This is a genomic window from Conexibacter woesei Iso977N, assembly GCF_000424625.1.
Taxonomy (GTDB): Bacteria; Actinomycetota; Thermoleophilia; order Solirubrobacterales; family Solirubrobacteraceae; genus Baekduia; species Baekduia woesei_A.
Genome location: NZ_AUKG01000002.1, coordinates 16,336 through 32,049, shown reverse-complemented (window position 1 = coordinate 32,049; position 15,714 = coordinate 16,336). Strand labels below are relative to the sequence as shown.

The following is a 15,714-nucleotide window of genomic DNA, read 5'->3' as shown; positions in this document are numbered from 1 at the left end:
GATGGCCACCACCAGCCCGTCGCTGGACGGCGCGATCGTCACCGACGACGTCGTCCCCGCCCGCGCGCCCTGGTCGGCCGTCGTCGCGGCGGGCGACGTCCTGACGATCATCGACCTCGGCGGCAACCAGGCCGTCGACTGCCTGCTCTACCACGCGCACGACACGAGCGAGCGCTACAGCGCGGCGGACACGATCGCGGCGCAGGGGTCGATCTTCCTGACGACCGGCAGCGTCCTGCGCTCCTGCGAGGGTCGCGCGCTGATGACCGTCGTCGCCGACGACGTCGGCCGCCACGACACGATCGGCGGCGCCTGCTCGAAGGAGTCCAACACGTTGCGCTACGGCCACCACACACGCCACCAGCACGCGTGCGTGGAGAACTTCCTGCGCGAGGGCGCGAAGTGGGGCCTGGGCAAGCGCGACCTCGTGTCGAACATCAACTGGTACATGAACGTGCCCGTCGAGCCCGACGGGACGCTGGGGATCGTGGACGGGCTCTCCGCGCCGGGGTTGTCGTTGAGCCTGCGGGCGGAGGTCGACACGCTGGTGTTGGTGTCGAACTGCCCGCAGGTCAACAACCCGTGCAACGGCTTCGACCCGACGCCGGTCCGGATGGTGGTCACCCGGTGAGCTGGGAGAAGCTGCTGGTCGCCAACCGCGGGGAGATCGCGGTGCGGATCCTGCGGTCCGCGCAGTTGTTGGGGTTGAAGACGGTCGCGGTGTTCTCCGACGCCGACCGCGGCGCGCCGCACGTCGCGCTGGCCGACGAGGCGGTGTGGATCGGGCCGGCCCCCGCGCGCGAGTCCTACCTGCGCGTCGACCGGATCCTGGAGGCGGCGCGCGCCACCGGCGCGGGCGCGATCCACCCCGGCTACGGGCTGCTGAGCGAGGACGCGGCGTTCGCGCAGGCGGTCGAGGCGGCGGGCCTGGCGTTCGCCGGGCCGACGCCGGCGCAGCTGGAGCTGTTCGGCGCCAAGGACCGGGCGCGCGACGCGGCGCGCGCGGCGGGCGTCCCGATGATCGCGGGCACGGGGCTGCTGCGTGACGTCGGCGAGGCCCTGGAGGCGGCGACCGAGATCGGCTACCCGGTGATGGTCAAGGCGTCGGCGGGCGGCGGCGGGATCGGCATGGCGCCGTGCTTCTCGGCGCCCGAGCTGGCCGAGGCGTTCGGCCGCGTGCAGCGGCTGGCGGACGCGTCGTTCGGCGCGGGCGGCGTGTTCCTGGAGCGCTACGTGGCCGACGCGCGGCACGTCGAGGTGCAGGTCTTCGGGGACGGTCAAGGCAATGTTGTTGTGTTGGGCGACCGCGACTGCTCGCTGCAGCGGCGCCATCAGAAGGTGCTGGAGGAGGCGCCGGCGCCCGCGCTGCCGGAGCGCGTGCGCACGCAGCTGCACACCGCGGCGACCGCGCTGTGCGCCGCCGCGTCGTACCGGAGCGCCGGGACCGTCGAGTTCATCTACGACCCGGCGCGCGAGGAGGCGTCGTTCCTGGAGGTCAACGCGCGGTTGCAGGTCGAGCACCCGGTGACCGAGGAAGTTGTAGGCGTCGACTTGGTGTCCTGGATGCTGCGCCTCGCGCAGGGCGACCGGTCGATGCTCGGCGAGCCGCTCGGCGCGGGCGCGGGGCACGCCGTCGAGGCGCGCGTCTACGCCGAGGACCCGGCCTTCGACCACCGGCCGAGCGCGGGGCTCATCACCGGCGTCACGTTCCCGTCCGGCCTGCGCGTGGACGGGTGGGTCGCGGCCGGGACCGAGGTCTCAACCGCCTACGACCCGCTGCTGGCGAAGCTGATCGCCACGGGCGCGACCCGCGCCGAGGCGCTCGACGCGCTCGCTGCGGGCCTCGCCGAGACGCGCATCGACGGCATCCGGACCAACTTGGGGTTGTTGCGCGCAGCCGTCGCCGACGAGCGCGTCCGGGCGGCGGAGCACTCGACCTCCACGCTCGCGACGATCGCCGACGACGAGCCGCGCATCGAGGTCGTCCGGGCCGGGACGATGACGACCGTGCAGGACTGGCCGGGCCGCACCGGCCTCTGGCAGGTCGGCGTGCCGCCGTCGGGCCCGATGGACGACCGCTCGTTCCGGCTCGGCAACCGCGTGCTCGGCAACCCCGAGGGCGCGCCCGGCCTGGAGTGCACGCTGACCGGGCCGGCGCTGCGCTTCAGCGCGCCCGCCACCGTCTGCATCACCGGCGCCGACGCGCCCGTGACGCTCGACGGCGCGCCGGTTGAGCGCTACACGCCGATCGCCGTCCCGGCGGGCGCCACCCTCGACGTCGGCACCACCGACGGCCACGGCCTCCGCATGTACGTGCTGATCGCGGGCGGCCTCGACGTCCCGTCGTTCCTGGGCTCCGCGTCGACCTTCACCCTCGGCCAGTTCGGCGGCCACGGCGGCCGCGCGCTGCGCCCGGGCGACGTCCTCGCCCATCCAAGTCGTCTCACCCCCACATATCGGGGGCCAGACGACTTGGATCCTCAGATCGAGGCGCCGGCCCTCACCCACTCCTGGCGGATCGGCGTCACCGAGGGTCCGCACGCGGCGCCGGAGTTCTTCACCGAGGACGACGTCGCGATGTTCTACGCGACGGCGTGGGAGGTCCACTTCAACTCGGCGCGGACCGGCGTCCGGCTCGTCGGGCCGCGGCCGGCGTGGGCGCGCGAGGACGGCGGCGAGGCCGGGCTGCACCCGTCGAACATCCACGACACGCCGTACTCGGTCGGCGCGGTCGACTTCACCGGCGACGTGCCGATCCTGCTCGGCCCGGACGGCCCGTCGCTCGGCGGCTTCGTCTGCCCCGCCACCGTCGTGACCGCCGAGCGCTGGAAGCTCGGCCAGCTGCGCCCCGGCGACACGGTGCGCTTCGTCCCGCTCTCCGAGACCGAGGCCTCGGACCTCCGCGCCACCCCCGCGCGCCCGCTGCCGTCCCGCACGCCGCAGCCCGCCGACCACGGCGTCCTCGGCCGCCGCGCGGCCCTCGGCGACGCCGCGCCCGCCGTCACGTACCGCCGTTCCGGCGACGACAACCTGCTGATCGAGTACGGGCCGATGACGCTGGACCTCGGCCTGCGCATGCGCGTCCACGCGCTCGCCGAGCGGATCGAGGCGGAGGGGCTCAAGGGCGTTGTCGACCTCACGCCCGGCATCCGCTCGCTGCAGGTGCATGTGGATCCGGACGTCCTGCCGGTCCACCATGTCCTACAACTCGCCCAGGAAGTCGAAGACGAGCTCCCGGCGACGCGCGACCTTGTGGTCCCGAGCCGCACCGTCCACCTCCCGCTCTCCTGGGACGACCCGGCGACGCGCGACGCGACCGAGCGCTACATGGCCGGCGTCCGCGCCGACGCGCCGTGGTGCCCGTGGAACATCGAGTTCATCCGGCGAGTCAATGGCCTTGGGTCGGTCGACGAGGTGCGCGAGACCGTCTTCGGCGCCGAGTACCTCGTCCTCGGGCTCGGCGACGTCTACCTCGGCGCGCCGGTCGCGACGCCGCTGGACCCGCGCCACCGGCTCGTCACCACCAAGTACAACCCGGCGCGCACGTGGACGCCGGAGAACGCCGTCGGCATCGGCGGCGCCTACCTGTGCATCTACGGGATGGAGGGGCCGGGCGGCTACCAGTTCGTCGGCCGGACCGTGCAGGTGTGGTCGCGCTTCCGGCCGTTCGCCGAGGGCCATCCGTACCTGCTGCGCTTCTTCGACCGGATCGTCTGGCACCCGGTCGGCGCCGACGAGCTGCTCGACCTGCGCGCCGACATGGCGGCCGGGCGGCTGGACCTCCAGATCGACGAGGGCACGTTCTCGCTCGGCGCCCACCTGGACTTCCTGGACCGCGAGCGCGACGCGATCGCCGCGTTCCGCGCCCGGCAGACCGCGGCGTTCAACCACGAGCGCGCGGCGTGGGCGGCGGCGGGCGAGTTCGACGCGCGGCCGGAGCCTGTCGCGCCGGGCGCCGCCGGAGTCGTCGATGCGATCGAGATCCCGGACGGCGCGACGCTCGTCGAGGCGCCGCTGAGCGCGGCGGTCTGGAAGGTCGACGTCGAGATCGGCGATGCTGTGCGGGCCGGCGACCGCCTGCTGACCCTGGAAGCCATGAAGACCGAGACCGCGATCGACGCACCCTCCGACGGCGAAGTGCTGGACGTCCTCGTCACGGCCGGGACCCAGGTCGACGCGGGCAGCGCGCTCGTCGTCCTCGGCGCGAAGGTGCCGGCGTGAGCGCAGCCGAGCCCGTCCGGGCGGCGCTGGCGCGGATCGCGGCCGCCGACCGGCCGGAGATCTGGATCGCGCTGCGCTGCGAGCCGGACCTGCTGGCCGAGGCCGCGGCGCTCGACGCGCAGCCCGACGGTGAGCGCGGCGAGTTGTACGGGTTGACCGTGGCGGTCAAGGACAACGTGGACGTCGCGGGCCTGCCGACCACCGCCGCATGCTCGGCGTTCTCCTACATGCCGACAACAACGGCGACGGCGGTCCAGCGGCTGGTCGACGCGGGCGCGATCGTGCTCGGCAAGACCAACCTGGACCAGTTCGCGACCGGGCTCGTCGGGACGCGCTCGCCGTACGGTGCCGTGCGTGACGCGCGGCGGCCGGAGTACGTCAGCGGCGGGTCGTCGTCGGGCTCGGGCGCGGCGGTCGCGCTCGGCCTCGTCGACCTCGCGGTCGGGACCGACACCGCCGGGTCCGGGCGCGTGCCCGCGGCGTTCGGCGGGATCGTCGGCTTCAAGGCCACCAGGAACGTCGTGCCGACCGACGGCGTCGTCCCGGCCTGCGCGACGCTCGACTGCGTGACGGTGTTCGCGCCGGACCTGGCGCTGGCCGAGCGGGCGATCGCGATCATGGGCGACGCGCTGCCGCCCGACGCGCCGCTCGCCGCGCCGCCCGCGCCGCGGGTCGCGGTCCCGCCGCCGGAGCAGCTCGGCGACCTCACCGAGGAGGCCCGCGCGGCCTTCGCGCGCGCCGCCGACACGTTGGAAGCAGCGGGCGCCGTGTTGCAACATGTAGGCCTTGCACCGTTCCTCGAGGCCGCGCGCCTGCTCTACGACGGCGCGCTGGTCGCCGAGCGCCACGCGGCGGTCGGCGCCTTCGTGGAGACGCACGGCGACGACGTCGACCCGACCGTCGGCGCGATCGTCGCCGCGGCCGGGCGCTTCACCGCGACGGAGTACCTGAAGGACATGGAGCGCGTGGCGGAGCTGCGGGCGGCGGCGCTGGCGTCGCTGGACGGCGCCGACGCGATGCTGCTGCCGACGACGACGCGCCAGCCCACGATCGCCGAGGTCGCCGCCGATCCGGTCGGCGCCAACAGCCGCCTCGGGATCTACACCAACTTCTGCAACCTCTTCGACCTCTGCGCCGTCGCGGTCCCGGCGGGCGAGGCCGACGGCGGCCAGTTCGGCGTGACCGTCCTCGCACCCGCCCACCACGACCGCGTCGCGGCGGACGTCGCCGCGCTGCTCACCGGCACGTCACTCTCCGCCCCCGCGGGCATCGAGCTGCTCGTCGTCGGCGCCCACCGCCGCGGCCAGCCGCTCAACCACCAGCTGACGTCGCGCGGCGCGCGCTTCGCCGAGGTCTGCGAGACCGCGCCCACCTACCGCCTCCACGCGCTGCCGACGACACCGCCGAAGCCCGGCCTCGTCCGCGTCGACACCGACGGCGCGCCGATCGAAGGCGAGTTGTGGATGTTGAACCCCGCCGCCCTCGGCACCTTCCTCGCCGAGCTCCCACCGCCCATGACCCTCGGCCCCGTCACGCTCGCCGACGGCCGCACCGTCGTCGGCTTCGGCGTCGAGCCATCCGCCGTCGAAGGCACGCCCGACATCACCCACCACGGCTCCTGGCCGGCCTACCTCGCGGCGTCGGCCGCGGCCGCGCCGGCCTAGCGGGCGGCGCGGATCCCGTCGAGCGCCATGTCGAGGATGCGGTCGATCTGGCCGGGGTCGGCGGTCTTGATCGAGGCGATGCCGCTGACCATCCGGCCGACGTCGGTGAAGTTGGTGTCCTTGCGCGCCTCGCCGGCGTCCTGGGCGCGCTGGAGGAGCATCTGCCCGGCGTCGGTGATCGCGGCGCGGCAGGCGGTGAAGACCGGCGCCTCGGCGTCGATCGTGTTGAGCATCTCGTCGGCGAGCGCGCGCTTGGTCCCGGCGAAGCGCACGAACTGGCGCAGCCAGGCGACGAGCGCGTCCCACGGGTCGAGGTCGCCGAGGTCGGCGGCCTTGGCGCTCATCTCCTCGACCTCGTCGATGTAGACGGCCTCGAGCAGCGCCTGGCGCGTCGGGAAGTGGCGGTAGAGCGTGCCGATCCCGACCTCCGCGCGGCGCGCGATGTCCTCCAGCGACGCGGCCGTGCCGTGCTCGGTGAACGCGTCGGCCGCGGCGGTCAGCAGCGCCTCGTAGTTGCGGCGCGCATCGGCGCGCTTCGGGCGCTGGCGCAGCCCCGTGAGCTGCTTGTCGGTGTCGATCGTGGTGTCGCTCATCTGACCCTTCACCACCATTGTTGCAAACCGGAGGCACCCTCCGCTATAGTTCTGGACAGAAGCGGAGGCACCCTCCGCATCAAGTACCGGAGGTGGCCTCCAGTTTAGCGCCACCGCGCCGGTCGGAACTTAGGAGCACCTCTCCCCATGAGCGCCTTCCCCATCCGGCGTGCTTCGGCACGCCCGCAGTCCGCTGCCGCGGACGCGCACTCCTCGAACCCCTCCCTCGTCCTGGGGATCATCCTCGCGACGTACCTGATGATCGTGCTCGACGTCTCGGTCATCATCACCGCGCTGCCGCGCATCCACAGCGCGCTGGACTTCAGCACCGCGAACCTGTCGTGGGTCCAGAACGCCTACACCTTGACCTTCGGTGGCCTGCTGCTGCTCGGCGCGCGCGCCGGGGACATCCTCGGGCGCCGGCGCGTCTTCGTCGTCGGCATCGCGGTCTTCACGTTCGCCTCGCTGCTGGCGGGGCTCGCGCAGTCCTCGACGTGGCTGCTCGGCGCGCGTGCGCTGCAGGGCCTCGGCGCCGCGATCGCCGCGCCGTCCTCGCTGGCGCTGCTGACGACCTCGTTCCCCGAGGGCCACGAGCGCACCAGGGCGCTCGCCGCGTACTCCGCGGTCGCGGGCGGCGGCGGCAGCGCCGGTCTCGTCCTCGGCGGCATGCTGACCGACTGGGTCAGCTGGCGCTGGGGGTTGTTCATCAACGTGCCGATCGGGTTGTTGATGATCTACGCCGCGCCCCGCGTGCTGCCGGAGACCGTCAAGCGCCCGGGCCGGTTCGACCTGACCGGCGCGCTGACCTCGACGCTCGGCATGAGCGCCGTCGTCTACGGCTTCGTCCGCGCCGCGTCCAGCGGCTGGGGCGACGACATCACGGTCGCGTCGTTCGTCGGCGGCGCCGTGTTGTTGGTGGCCTTCATCCTCAACGAGATGCGCGCCGAGCAGCCCATCACGCCGCTGCGGCTGTTCGCCTCGCGTGAGCGGTCGGGCGCCTACGTCGCCCGCATCCTCGTGGTCGGCGCGATGTTCTCGATGTTCTTCTTCCTGACGCAGTACCTGCAGGGAGTTGCCGGGTACTCGCCGCTGAAGGCGGGCATCGCGTTCCTGCCGATGACGCTGGTCATGTTCTCGATGGTCCAGGTCGTGCCGCGGATCATGCGGAGGATCGGCAGCACGCCGCTGCTGATCGCCGGGCTGTCGCTGGACATGCTCGGGATGGGCTGGCTGTCGCGGCTGAGCGAGACGACCGCGTTCTTCCCCGGCATCGCGGTGCCGATGGTGATGATGGGCATCGGGATGGGCGCCGCGCTGACGCCGCTGACGGCGGCGGGCATCGCGGGCGTCAAGCCCGACGACGCGGGCGCCGCCTCGGGCGTCGTCAACGTCGCCCACCAGCTCGGCGGCTCGCTGGGCCTCGGGATCCTGGTGACCGTGTTCGCGAGCGCCCAGCGCCACGCGTCCGGCACCGCGACCCACGCCCTCGCGCACGCCGTGTCCTCGGCGGTCACGGGCAGCGCGATCTTCCTGGCCCTCGGCCTGACGGTCGTCCTCCTGGTGATGCGCGCCCCGCTCCCGGCCGTGGCCTTCGCCCGGATCCGGGACCGCGTGAAGCTTCCCGCCTAGCGGCGGGATCCAACGACACCGCGCGTTCGCAGCCCCTGTGGTGGTGGGTTGCGGGCGCGCGGTCGTCGTTCTGCCGGCCTCGGGCGCACCCGCGCGCACATCCGGGGGATAGCTGTAGGGACTTCGGGCCCGGCCGCGCGTAGCGTCCTGGGGGATGTCGGTGCCGGTACAGGAGGCGCGCGCGGGCACGCGCGTGAAGGTCGCTGCCGTGTGGCAGGTGACGAAGCGATGGCTGGAGCGCCATCGGCGCGTGGTCGCCGTGGTCGGCTCGCTGCTCGCCGCGGGCGTCATGGTGCTGATCCTCAACGGGCATCGCGACGACTTCTCGACGGCGCTGTCGCGGGCGTCGGTGCCAGTGCTGCTGCTGGCCGCGCTGCTGCAGGTCGTGGCGCTCGTCTCGCGCACCGAGGCGTGGCACCGGACGATCGAGGCCGCGGGCGGGAGGCTCGCACGGCGGCCGCTGTACCGGGCGTCGTCGATGGGCTACGTCGGCTCGCTGCTCAACGCGCAGCTCGGGACCGCCGCCCGGATCACCGCGCTGCGGCGCAGCTCGCCCGCCGACGCGCCTCCCGTCCCGACGCTGATGGCCGCCGAGCTGCCGATCCTCGCCGTCGAGGCCGGGCTGGCCGCGGCGACGTCGGTCACGCTGATCGGACCGCTCGGCCTGCCGTGGTGGTGCCCGATCATCTTCGTGGGGCTCATCGGCGGGTTGACCTACATGTTGCGCCGGCTGTCGATCAAGGCCGCGCGGCCGCTGTGGGCGGGGCTCGCCGTGCTGCACCGCCTGCGCGACGGGCGGCGGCTGTTCGGCCTCGTGCTGATCGCCGTCTTCGCCCAGATCGCCCGCAACTGGCTGCTGCTCCACGCGGTCGGCGTCAACGCCTCGATCTTCGACTCGATCGCCGTCCTGATCGCGATGGTCGCGATCGGCCAGCTGCCGGTCGGCCCGTCGGTCGGCGCGGGCGCGACCGTGCTGATCCTCGGCTCCGGCGGTGTCGCCGCGGCCGCCGCCGCGGGCGTCCTGGCCACGGCGACCGGCCTGGTCGGCGGCCTCTCGTTCGCCGCCTGGGCGATGGCCGACCGCCTCTGGGACAGGCGCCGCACGCGCCGCACCCCCGCCGCCCCTGCGCCGAAGCCGCAGGCCCAGCAGCCGCAGCCCCAGCCGCACCCGGCGCTCGCAGCCAACCGCTAGGGCACCTCCGCGGCAGCGACCCCCGCCGCCGCCGCGCGCAGTTCTCTGGATCAATCCGGATTGCCCATCGTGAGGTTGACGGTCGTGCCGGTGATCCCGCTCGCGCCGTCGGAGGCCAGGAAGGCCGCGGTCCTGGCAACCTCGTCGAGCCTCATCGCGCGGTGCGGGTGGCTCGCGTTGGCGAGGTAGGTCTGGAAGGCCTCCCAGTCGATGCCCATCGCGGCGGCCTTCAGCTCGTAGATGTCGCGCATGGTCGCGGTCTCCGGCAGGCCGTGCGGGCGCAGGCCCAGGACGCGCAGCCCGCGGGGCGCGAGCTCGAGCGAGAGGTCACGGATCATCGCCTCCTTCGCCGCCTGCGCCGGGCCGTAGCCGCCGTTGAGCGGCGAGCCGACCCGGCCCGGCAGCGCCGAGACCGTCAGGATCGCGCCCGCGCCGTTGGCGACCATGTGCCGCGCCGCGCCGCGGGCGGTCAGGAAGAACGACGTCGGGTAGGTGGCGAGCGGCAGCGCGTAGCGCGCGGCGTCGGTGTCGAGCAGCGGGTCGCCGAGGATCTCCTCGACGGCCATGCCGATCGCGTTGAACGAGATGTCGACGCGGCCGGCGGTGGCGACGACGCCGTCGAGGTGGGCGAGGATCGCCGGCTCGTCGAGCGCGTCGACGACCGCGGCCTCGGCGGCGGGGCCGATCGCGGCGGCGACCGCCTCGACCGGCTCGGCCCTGCGGCCCGTGAGGAAGACGCGGGCGCCCTCCGCCGCGAGCTCCCGGGCGATGGCGCCGCCGATCGCGCCGCCGGCGCCGTAGATGACTGCGACCTTGTTGGTGAGGATCATGCTGCGGTAGACCCCGCGGGGCGCGGCGACTGGGCGCGCCCAGTTCGCGGGGGTTGCGGTGTCTGCACGCGTATGCGAGAAGAGGCTCCCTTGGCCGCCGACCTGCTGACCCGCGCCCAGCGTGGCGACGACGCCGCGTTCGCGGCGCTGACCGAACCGCACCGGCGCGAGCTGCTCGCGCACTGCTACCGCATGTTGGGGTCCTTCCAGGACGCCGAGGACGCGCTGCAGGACGTGCTGGTGACCGCGTGGCGCGGGATCGGCGGGTTCGCGGGGCGCGCGTCGCTGCGGACGTGGCTCTACCGGATCGCGACGAACCGCTGCCTCAACGCGCGGCGCGACGCGGCACGGCGGCCACCGCAGGCGTGGAACGTGCCGGGCGTGGTGCCGCCGGAGCCGTCGCGGCTCGGCGAGGTCGTCTGGCTGCAGCCGTTCCCGGAGGCGTTGATGGAGGGGTTGGGCGAGCTGCCGGCCGGCCCCGAGGCGCGCTACGAGCAGCACGAGTCCATGTCCTTGGCCTTCGTGACCGCGCTGCAGGTGCTGCCGCCGCGGCAGCTGGCCGTGCTGGTCCTGCGTGACGTGCTCGGCTTCAGCGCCGCCGAGGTCGCCGAGATGTTGGACATCTCGCTCGACGCGGCCAACAGCGCGCTCAAGCGCGCCCGCGCCGGGCTGTCCGCGCGGCCGCTGCCGGCGGCGCCGTCCGCCGGCGACGAGGGCCTGGTCGCCCGCTTCGTCGCGGCCTACGAGGCGGCCGACGTCGACACGGTGGTGTCGCTCCTGACCGACGACATCTTCATGTCGATGCCGCCGATGCCGTTCGAGTACGTCGGCCACGACGCCGTCCACGAGTTCCTGATGATGTTGTTCGCCGGCGGCCGCCGCCACTCGCTCGTCCCGATCCGCGCCAACGGCCAGCCCGCCTTCGGCGCCTACCTCCTGGGCCCGGACGGCCTCCGCCACGCCGCCGGCCTCTTCGCGCTGGAGCTCCGCGACGGCCGGATCGGCGCGCTGATGCGCTTCGAGTCGACCGTCCTGCCGTGGTTCGGGCTCCCGCGCACGCTCCCGGCGACCGGCGGGTAGCCCTGTGGGATGAGCACCTTCGACCGCGACGACGTCGAGCAGGTCCTGCGCGAGCGCGCGGCGGCGCTCGACCTGCGGCTGGGCGACATGACGAAGGCGCCCGAGCGCGGCTCCGGCATCTCGTTCGGCAAGCGCGTCGGCGACGGGACGACCGAGGCGGTCCGGCGCCTGACCGAGGTCGGCGTCGGCTCGGCGCTGGAGACCAAGCACCTCCGGATCCTGCGCGCGCTGGAGAAGCTCGACGAGGGCACCTACGGGATCTGCGACCGCTGCGGCGGGCCGATCGCGCCCGCACGGCTGCGCTTCGCACCCGAGTCGGTGCTCTGCGTCGACTGCGCGCGCGAGACGGGCCGCTAGCGCCGGCTGGCACCGCGAAGGAGCGCAGAGCATGCGCCGAAGGACTACCGTCTACCGCATGGGTTGGTTCTCGCAGATCTTCGGCGCACGCCGCCGCCACGCGGTTCCGACGCCCGCCGCGGAGGACGTCGCCGCCGTCGACGTCCCCAAGATGCTCGACCGCGCCCGTGATCGCGGTGATCGCCGCAGCGACACCGAGATCGCCGCGTCGCTGCTCGTCGGCGCCGACCTGACCGCCGAGCGCCACCCCGACGAGGACCTCCGCCGCCGCGCGGCCGCAGCCGCCGTCGCGACGCGCGACTGGCTCGTCGCCCGCGTCGGCGAGGACGACACCGCCCGCCTCGTCGCCGAATCCGCCGGCCCGATCGGCGAAGACGGCGAGCTCCCCCGCCGCCGCGGCAAGCGCACCACCGAGCCGCAGCCCGAAGCGCGCTTCAGCAACTAGACGCGCTCCAGCGTCTCGCGGACATCAGCATCAGAGCGACACCTCGGCTTCGCGCATCGCTGTTCGCCGGACGGACGGCGGCACAGCCCAACACCACCCCGCAGAGACGCGGCCGATTCGAGGCCCTCTCAACCAAACCGGACGGCGCCCAGAATGGCGAGCGGCGCGGCCGCAGGCGGCCGGAGTGCCGCCGGAGTCGAGACGCGTCAAACGATGCCGGACGGACGGCGGTACAGCCCAACCCCGCCCCGCAGAGACGCGGGCGATTCGAGGCCTTCTCAGCCAGACCGGACGGCGCCCAGGATGGCGAGCGGCGCGGCCGCGGGCGGTCGGAGTGCCGCCGGAGTCGAGACGCGTCAAACGATGCCGGACGGACGGCGGTACAGCCCAACCCCGCCCCGCAGAGACGCGGCCGATTCGAGGCCCTCTCAACCAGACCGGACGGCGCCCAGAGTGGCGAAGGGCGCGGTCACGGGCGCTCGGAGTGCCGGTGGAATGGAGGCGCGTGTATCGAGGCTAGGCGCCGACGGGGTGCCAGGCGGTGCGGAGCTCGGAGAGGGCTGAGAGGAGTGAGAGGGCGTCGGGTTCGCTGCGGATGACGCGCTTGAGCGTCTCGGCGGCGAGGGTGTCGATCTCGGTTGAGGCCGACGGTGTGCCGGTCGCGTCGATCAGCGCGTTGACGTCGCGGTGCGATGCCAGCGCGGGCAGCAGCTCGGACAGGCGGCCGGAGATGAGGTTCACCACTCCGGAAGGGATGTCGCTCACCCCGAGCACCTCGCCGAGGTCCAGCCCCGGCAGCGGGTCGCTCTCGGGCAGGATCACCACGACGACGTTCCCCGCCGCCAGCGGCGCGGCGATCGACCGGACCAGCTCCGGCAGCGAGGCCGTCGCACCGTGGATCACGCCGACCACACCCGTCGCCTCCGGCGTCGACAGCGACAGGAACGGCGCCGCGACCGGGTTCACCCCACCCAGGACAGCGTCCAGCTTGTCGGTCCAGCCGGCGTAGTGCACCAGCACGTCGATGGCCTCGCCGACCTCGCCCGCCGCGAACTCCGACGCGCGCGACTCCAGCGCCTCGGCGGCTCGGTACAAGACCTGCCCGCGGTTGTACGCGGTCCGCGCCGCCCACGGCCCCGCCGCGCCACGCGCGACCTTGACCGCGTCGCGGACGTCCTTGCGGCTGCCGCGGGGGATGTTGGTGCCGTTCACGGTGTCGTGTCTCCCGGACTCGGAGCGGACGAAGGCGCCACCGATGTACAACTTGTAGGTCTTGCGAATCCCGACGCGGCCGCTCACGACGCCGCCTCCACCTTCACGTACGGGCGCAGCCCGGCCGGACCGCCCTCGCGGCCGAACCCGGACTCCTTGAACCCGCCGAACGCCGCCGTCGGGTCGAAGTGGTTGTAGGTGTTCTGCCAGACGACGCCGGACCGCAGCGCGCCAGTGACCTGGAACGCCTTCGAGCCCTTGTCGGTCCAGATCCCCGCGGCCAGCCCGTACGGCGAGTTGTTGGCCTTCTCGATCGCCTCCGCGTGATCGCGGAACGTCGTGATCGCCAGCACCGGCCCGAAGATCTCCTCGCGCGAGATGCGGTGCGTCGGCGCCGCCTCGGTGAAGATCGCCGGCGAGAACCAGAAGCCGCGCTCGGGCAGCGAGCACGCGACCTGCCGCAGCCCCGCGCCCTCCTCGACCCCGATGCCGACGAGCTCCTCGATCCGGTCCAGCTGCGCGCGCGAGTTGATCGCGCCGACGTCGGTGTTCTTGTCCAGCGGATCGCCGACGCGCAGGTGCTGCATCCGCGACCACAGCTTCTCGGTCACCTGCTCGGCGACCGACTCCTGGACCAGCAGCCGAGAACCAGCACAACACACGTGGCCCTGGTTGAAGAAGATCCCCTGGACGATCCCCTCGACCGCCTGGTCCAGCGCCGCGTCCTCGAAGACGATGTTGGCGCTCTTGCCGCCGAGCTCCAGCGTCAACCCGATGTCCTTGCCCGCCAGCGCGGCCTGGATGTCGCGCCCGACCGCCGTCGAGCCCGTGAACGCGACCTTGTCGACCTCGCTCCGGACCAGCGCCGCACCGGCGCTGCCATCGCCGGGGATGATGTTGACGACGCCGTCGGGCAGCTCCGCCTCCTGCAGGATCTCGGCGAGCAGCAGCGCCGTCAGCGGCGTCGTGTCGGCCGGCTTCAACACCGCGGTGTTCCCGGTCGCCAAAGCCGGCGCCAGCTTCCACGCCGCCATCAGCAGCGGGAAGTTCCACGGGATCACCTGGCCGACGACGCCGCGCGGCACCGCGCGACGACCAACCCCTACAGGAACGCCGTACTCGAGCTTGTCCGCCCAGCCCGCGTAGTAGAAGAAGTGCGCCGCGGCCAGCGGGATGTCGATGTCGCGCGACTCCTTGATCGGCTTGCCGCCGTCGAGCGTCTCGACGACCGCCAGCTCGCGCGCCCGCTCCTGGATCAGCCGCGCGATCCGGAACACGTACTTCCCGCGCTCCAGCCCCGACAGCGCCGCCCACTTCGGGGCGGCGGCGCGGGCGCTCTCCACGGCGCGCGCGACATCGGCAGCCGACGCCTGGGCGATCTCCGCCAGCGGCTCCTCGGTCGCCGGGTTGATCGTCGGCGCGTACGCATCCGCCTCGGCGAACTCCCCACCGATGAACAGCCCGTAGCGATCACGCAAACGCACGTGATCCGTCGACTCCGGCGCCGGCGAGTAGTCCCAGCGGATCGGCGTGCGGCCGGCCCCGTTGGGCGAGGTCTGCGGGATCGTGTCGGTCATCGCCTACTCCTTCGAGAAGTCCTCGGCCCGCCCGTAGCGGCCGCTCTCGGTCTTCGCGTACTGCATCAACAGGTCGTTCAGCACGCTCGACGCGCCGATCCGCAGCAGGTCCGGCGTCAGCCATTCCTCGCCGAGCGTCTCCTTGACCAGCACGAGCACGCCCAGCGCCGCCTTCGCGTTCGAGACGCCGCCCGCCGGCTTCATCCCGACGACGCGCCCCGTGCGGTCCACGTAGTCCCGGATCGCCTCCAGCATCACCAGGATCGTCGCGGGCGTCGCGCCGCCGCCGGGCGCCTTGCCCGTCGAGGTCTTGATGAAGTCCGCGCCCGCGTCCATCGCGAGCATCGACGCGTGCCGCACGTGATCGAGCGACCCCAGCTCCGCGGTCTCCAGGATCACCTTCAGGTGCGCGGGCCCGCAGGCGTCCTTGATCGCCTCGATCTCCCCCGCGACCTGGACGTCGTCGCCGCGCAGGTAGGCATCGCGCGAGATCACCATGTCGATCTCGTCCGCGCCGTCGGCGACCGCCAGCCGGACCTCCTCCAGCCGCGTCTCCAGCGGTGTCTGGCCGGCCGGGAACCCGGTCGCCACCGAGGCGACCAGCACGCCCGACCCGGCGACCGCGTCGCGCGCGACGGCGACCAGCGACGGGTACACGCAGACCGCCGCGCACGAGGGCACCTCCGGGAACGCCGGAGACGGCGTCACCGCCTTGGCCGCCAGCTGCTTCACCTTGCCGGGCGTGTCCGCGCCCTCCAGCGTGGTCAGGTCCAGCAGGGAGATCGCCAGCAGCAGGCCCTGCCGCTTCGCGTCACCCTTGATCGACCGCTTGCCGAGCGCGGCGACGCGCTCGGCGACCCCCACACGATCGACGTGCGGGAGCGTTCTCATCGAGGTCATGCACCCAAGGGTAG

13 protein-coding genes are annotated in these 15,714 nt (G+C 73.4%); 8 read left to right on the top strand and 5 right to left on the bottom strand.

All coding sequences use genetic code 11. The annotated features are described in order from the left end of the window. Position 1: 1 nt before the first annotated feature. The 3 genes from H030_RS0112390 to atzF are packed head-to-tail and all read left to right on the top strand — an operon-like array spanning position 2 to position 5,885. Positions 2-631 carry an urea amidolyase associated protein UAAP2 gene (locus H030_RS0112390; protein WP_027006342.1) on the top strand — a complete coding sequence of 210 codons (630 nt, stop codon included), beginning with the start codon at positions 2-4 and terminating at the stop codon, positions 629-631. Continuing rightward, the gene (uca, locus tag H030_RS0112385) at positions 628-4,221 is read left to right on the top strand and encodes an urea carboxylase (protein WP_027006341.1); all 3,594 of its coding nucleotides are present in this window, start codon (positions 628-630) and stop codon (positions 4,219-4,221) included. The genes H030_RS0112390 and uca overlap by 4 nt, the downstream gene beginning before the upstream one ends. After that, on the top strand, positions 4,218-5,885 hold the full coding sequence (gene atzF, locus H030_RS0112380; RefSeq protein ID WP_027006340.1) for an allophanate hydrolase: 1,668 nt from the start codon (positions 4,218-4,220) through the stop codon (positions 5,883-5,885). Before uca ends, atzF begins: the two co-directional genes overlap by 4 nt. Here the strand turns inward: atzF and H030_RS0112375 are convergent. Next, complete coding sequence (locus H030_RS0112375) at positions 5,882-6,478, bottom strand: TetR/AcrR family transcriptional regulator (RefSeq protein WP_051222522.1); 597 nt, start codon at positions 6,476-6,478, stop codon at positions 5,882-5,884. The genes atzF and H030_RS0112375 overlap by 4 nt on opposite strands. Before the next feature lie 147 nt (positions 6,479-6,625). Between H030_RS0112375 and H030_RS31635 the strand changes: the two genes are divergently transcribed. Together H030_RS31635 and H030_RS31630 are read left to right on the top strand one after the other, a co-directional pair. After that, positions 6,626-8,107 carry an MFS transporter gene (locus H030_RS31635; protein ID WP_051222520.1) on the top strand — a complete coding sequence of 494 codons (1,482 nt, stop codon included), beginning with the start codon at positions 6,626-6,628 and terminating at the stop codon, positions 8,105-8,107. 154 nt (positions 8,108-8,261) lie between these two features. Then, positions 8,262-9,299: a lysylphosphatidylglycerol synthase domain-containing protein gene (locus tag H030_RS31630; protein ID WP_081690771.1), complete on the top strand. Its 1,038-nt coding sequence runs from the start codon at positions 8,262-8,264 to the stop codon at positions 9,297-9,299. Positions 9,300-9,349: 50 nt separating this feature from the next. On the opposite strand, the gene H030_RS0112360 is transcribed toward H030_RS31630, so the two are convergent. Beyond that, complete coding sequence (locus H030_RS0112360; RefSeq protein WP_027006338.1) at positions 9,350-10,129, bottom strand: SDR family oxidoreductase; 780 nt, start codon at positions 10,127-10,129, stop codon at positions 9,350-9,352. A gap of 72 nt (positions 10,130-10,201) precedes the next feature. Here H030_RS0112360 and H030_RS0112355 point away from each other — a divergent pair, with 72 nt between their 5' ends. The 3 genes from H030_RS0112355 to H030_RS0112345 are packed head-to-tail and all read left to right on the top strand — an operon-like array spanning position 10,202 to position 12,011. Then, positions 10,202-11,209, top strand: a complete 1,008-nt coding sequence (locus H030_RS0112355; RefSeq protein WP_035127593.1) for a sigma-70 family RNA polymerase sigma factor — start codon at positions 10,202-10,204, stop codon at positions 11,207-11,209. Positions 11,210-11,218: 9 nt separating this feature from the next. Further along, on the top strand, positions 11,219-11,566 hold the full coding sequence (locus H030_RS36980; protein WP_051222518.1) for a TraR/DksA family transcriptional regulator: 348 nt from the start codon (positions 11,219-11,221) through the stop codon (positions 11,564-11,566). Between the two features lie 58 nt (positions 11,567-11,624). Beyond that, complete coding sequence (locus tag H030_RS0112345; protein ID WP_027006336.1) at positions 11,625-12,011, top strand: hypothetical protein; 387 nt, start codon at positions 11,625-11,627, stop codon at positions 12,009-12,011. 516 nt (positions 12,012-12,527) lie between these two features. Here H030_RS0112345 and H030_RS0112340 read toward each other — a convergent pair. Genes H030_RS0112340 through deoC form a run of 3 tightly spaced genes read right to left on the bottom strand, consistent with a single transcriptional unit; the run spans position 12,528 to position 15,700 of the window. Further along, on the bottom strand, positions 12,528-13,310 hold the full coding sequence (locus H030_RS0112340; RefSeq protein WP_027006335.1) for an aldehyde dehydrogenase family protein: 783 nt from the start codon (positions 13,308-13,310) through the stop codon (positions 12,528-12,530). Then, positions 13,307-14,800 (bottom strand): aldehyde dehydrogenase family protein, encoded by a 1,494-nt coding sequence (locus H030_RS0112335; RefSeq protein WP_035128084.1) that lies wholly within the window; start codon positions 14,798-14,800, stop codon positions 13,307-13,309. Before H030_RS0112335 ends, H030_RS0112340 begins: the two co-directional genes overlap by 4 nt. Positions 14,801-14,803: 3 nt before the next feature. Further along, positions 14,804-15,700, bottom strand: a complete 897-nt coding sequence (gene deoC, locus H030_RS0112330; RefSeq protein ID WP_027006333.1) for a deoxyribose-phosphate aldolase — start codon at positions 15,698-15,700, stop codon at positions 14,804-14,806. Positions 15,701-15,714 lie beyond the last annotated feature (14 nt).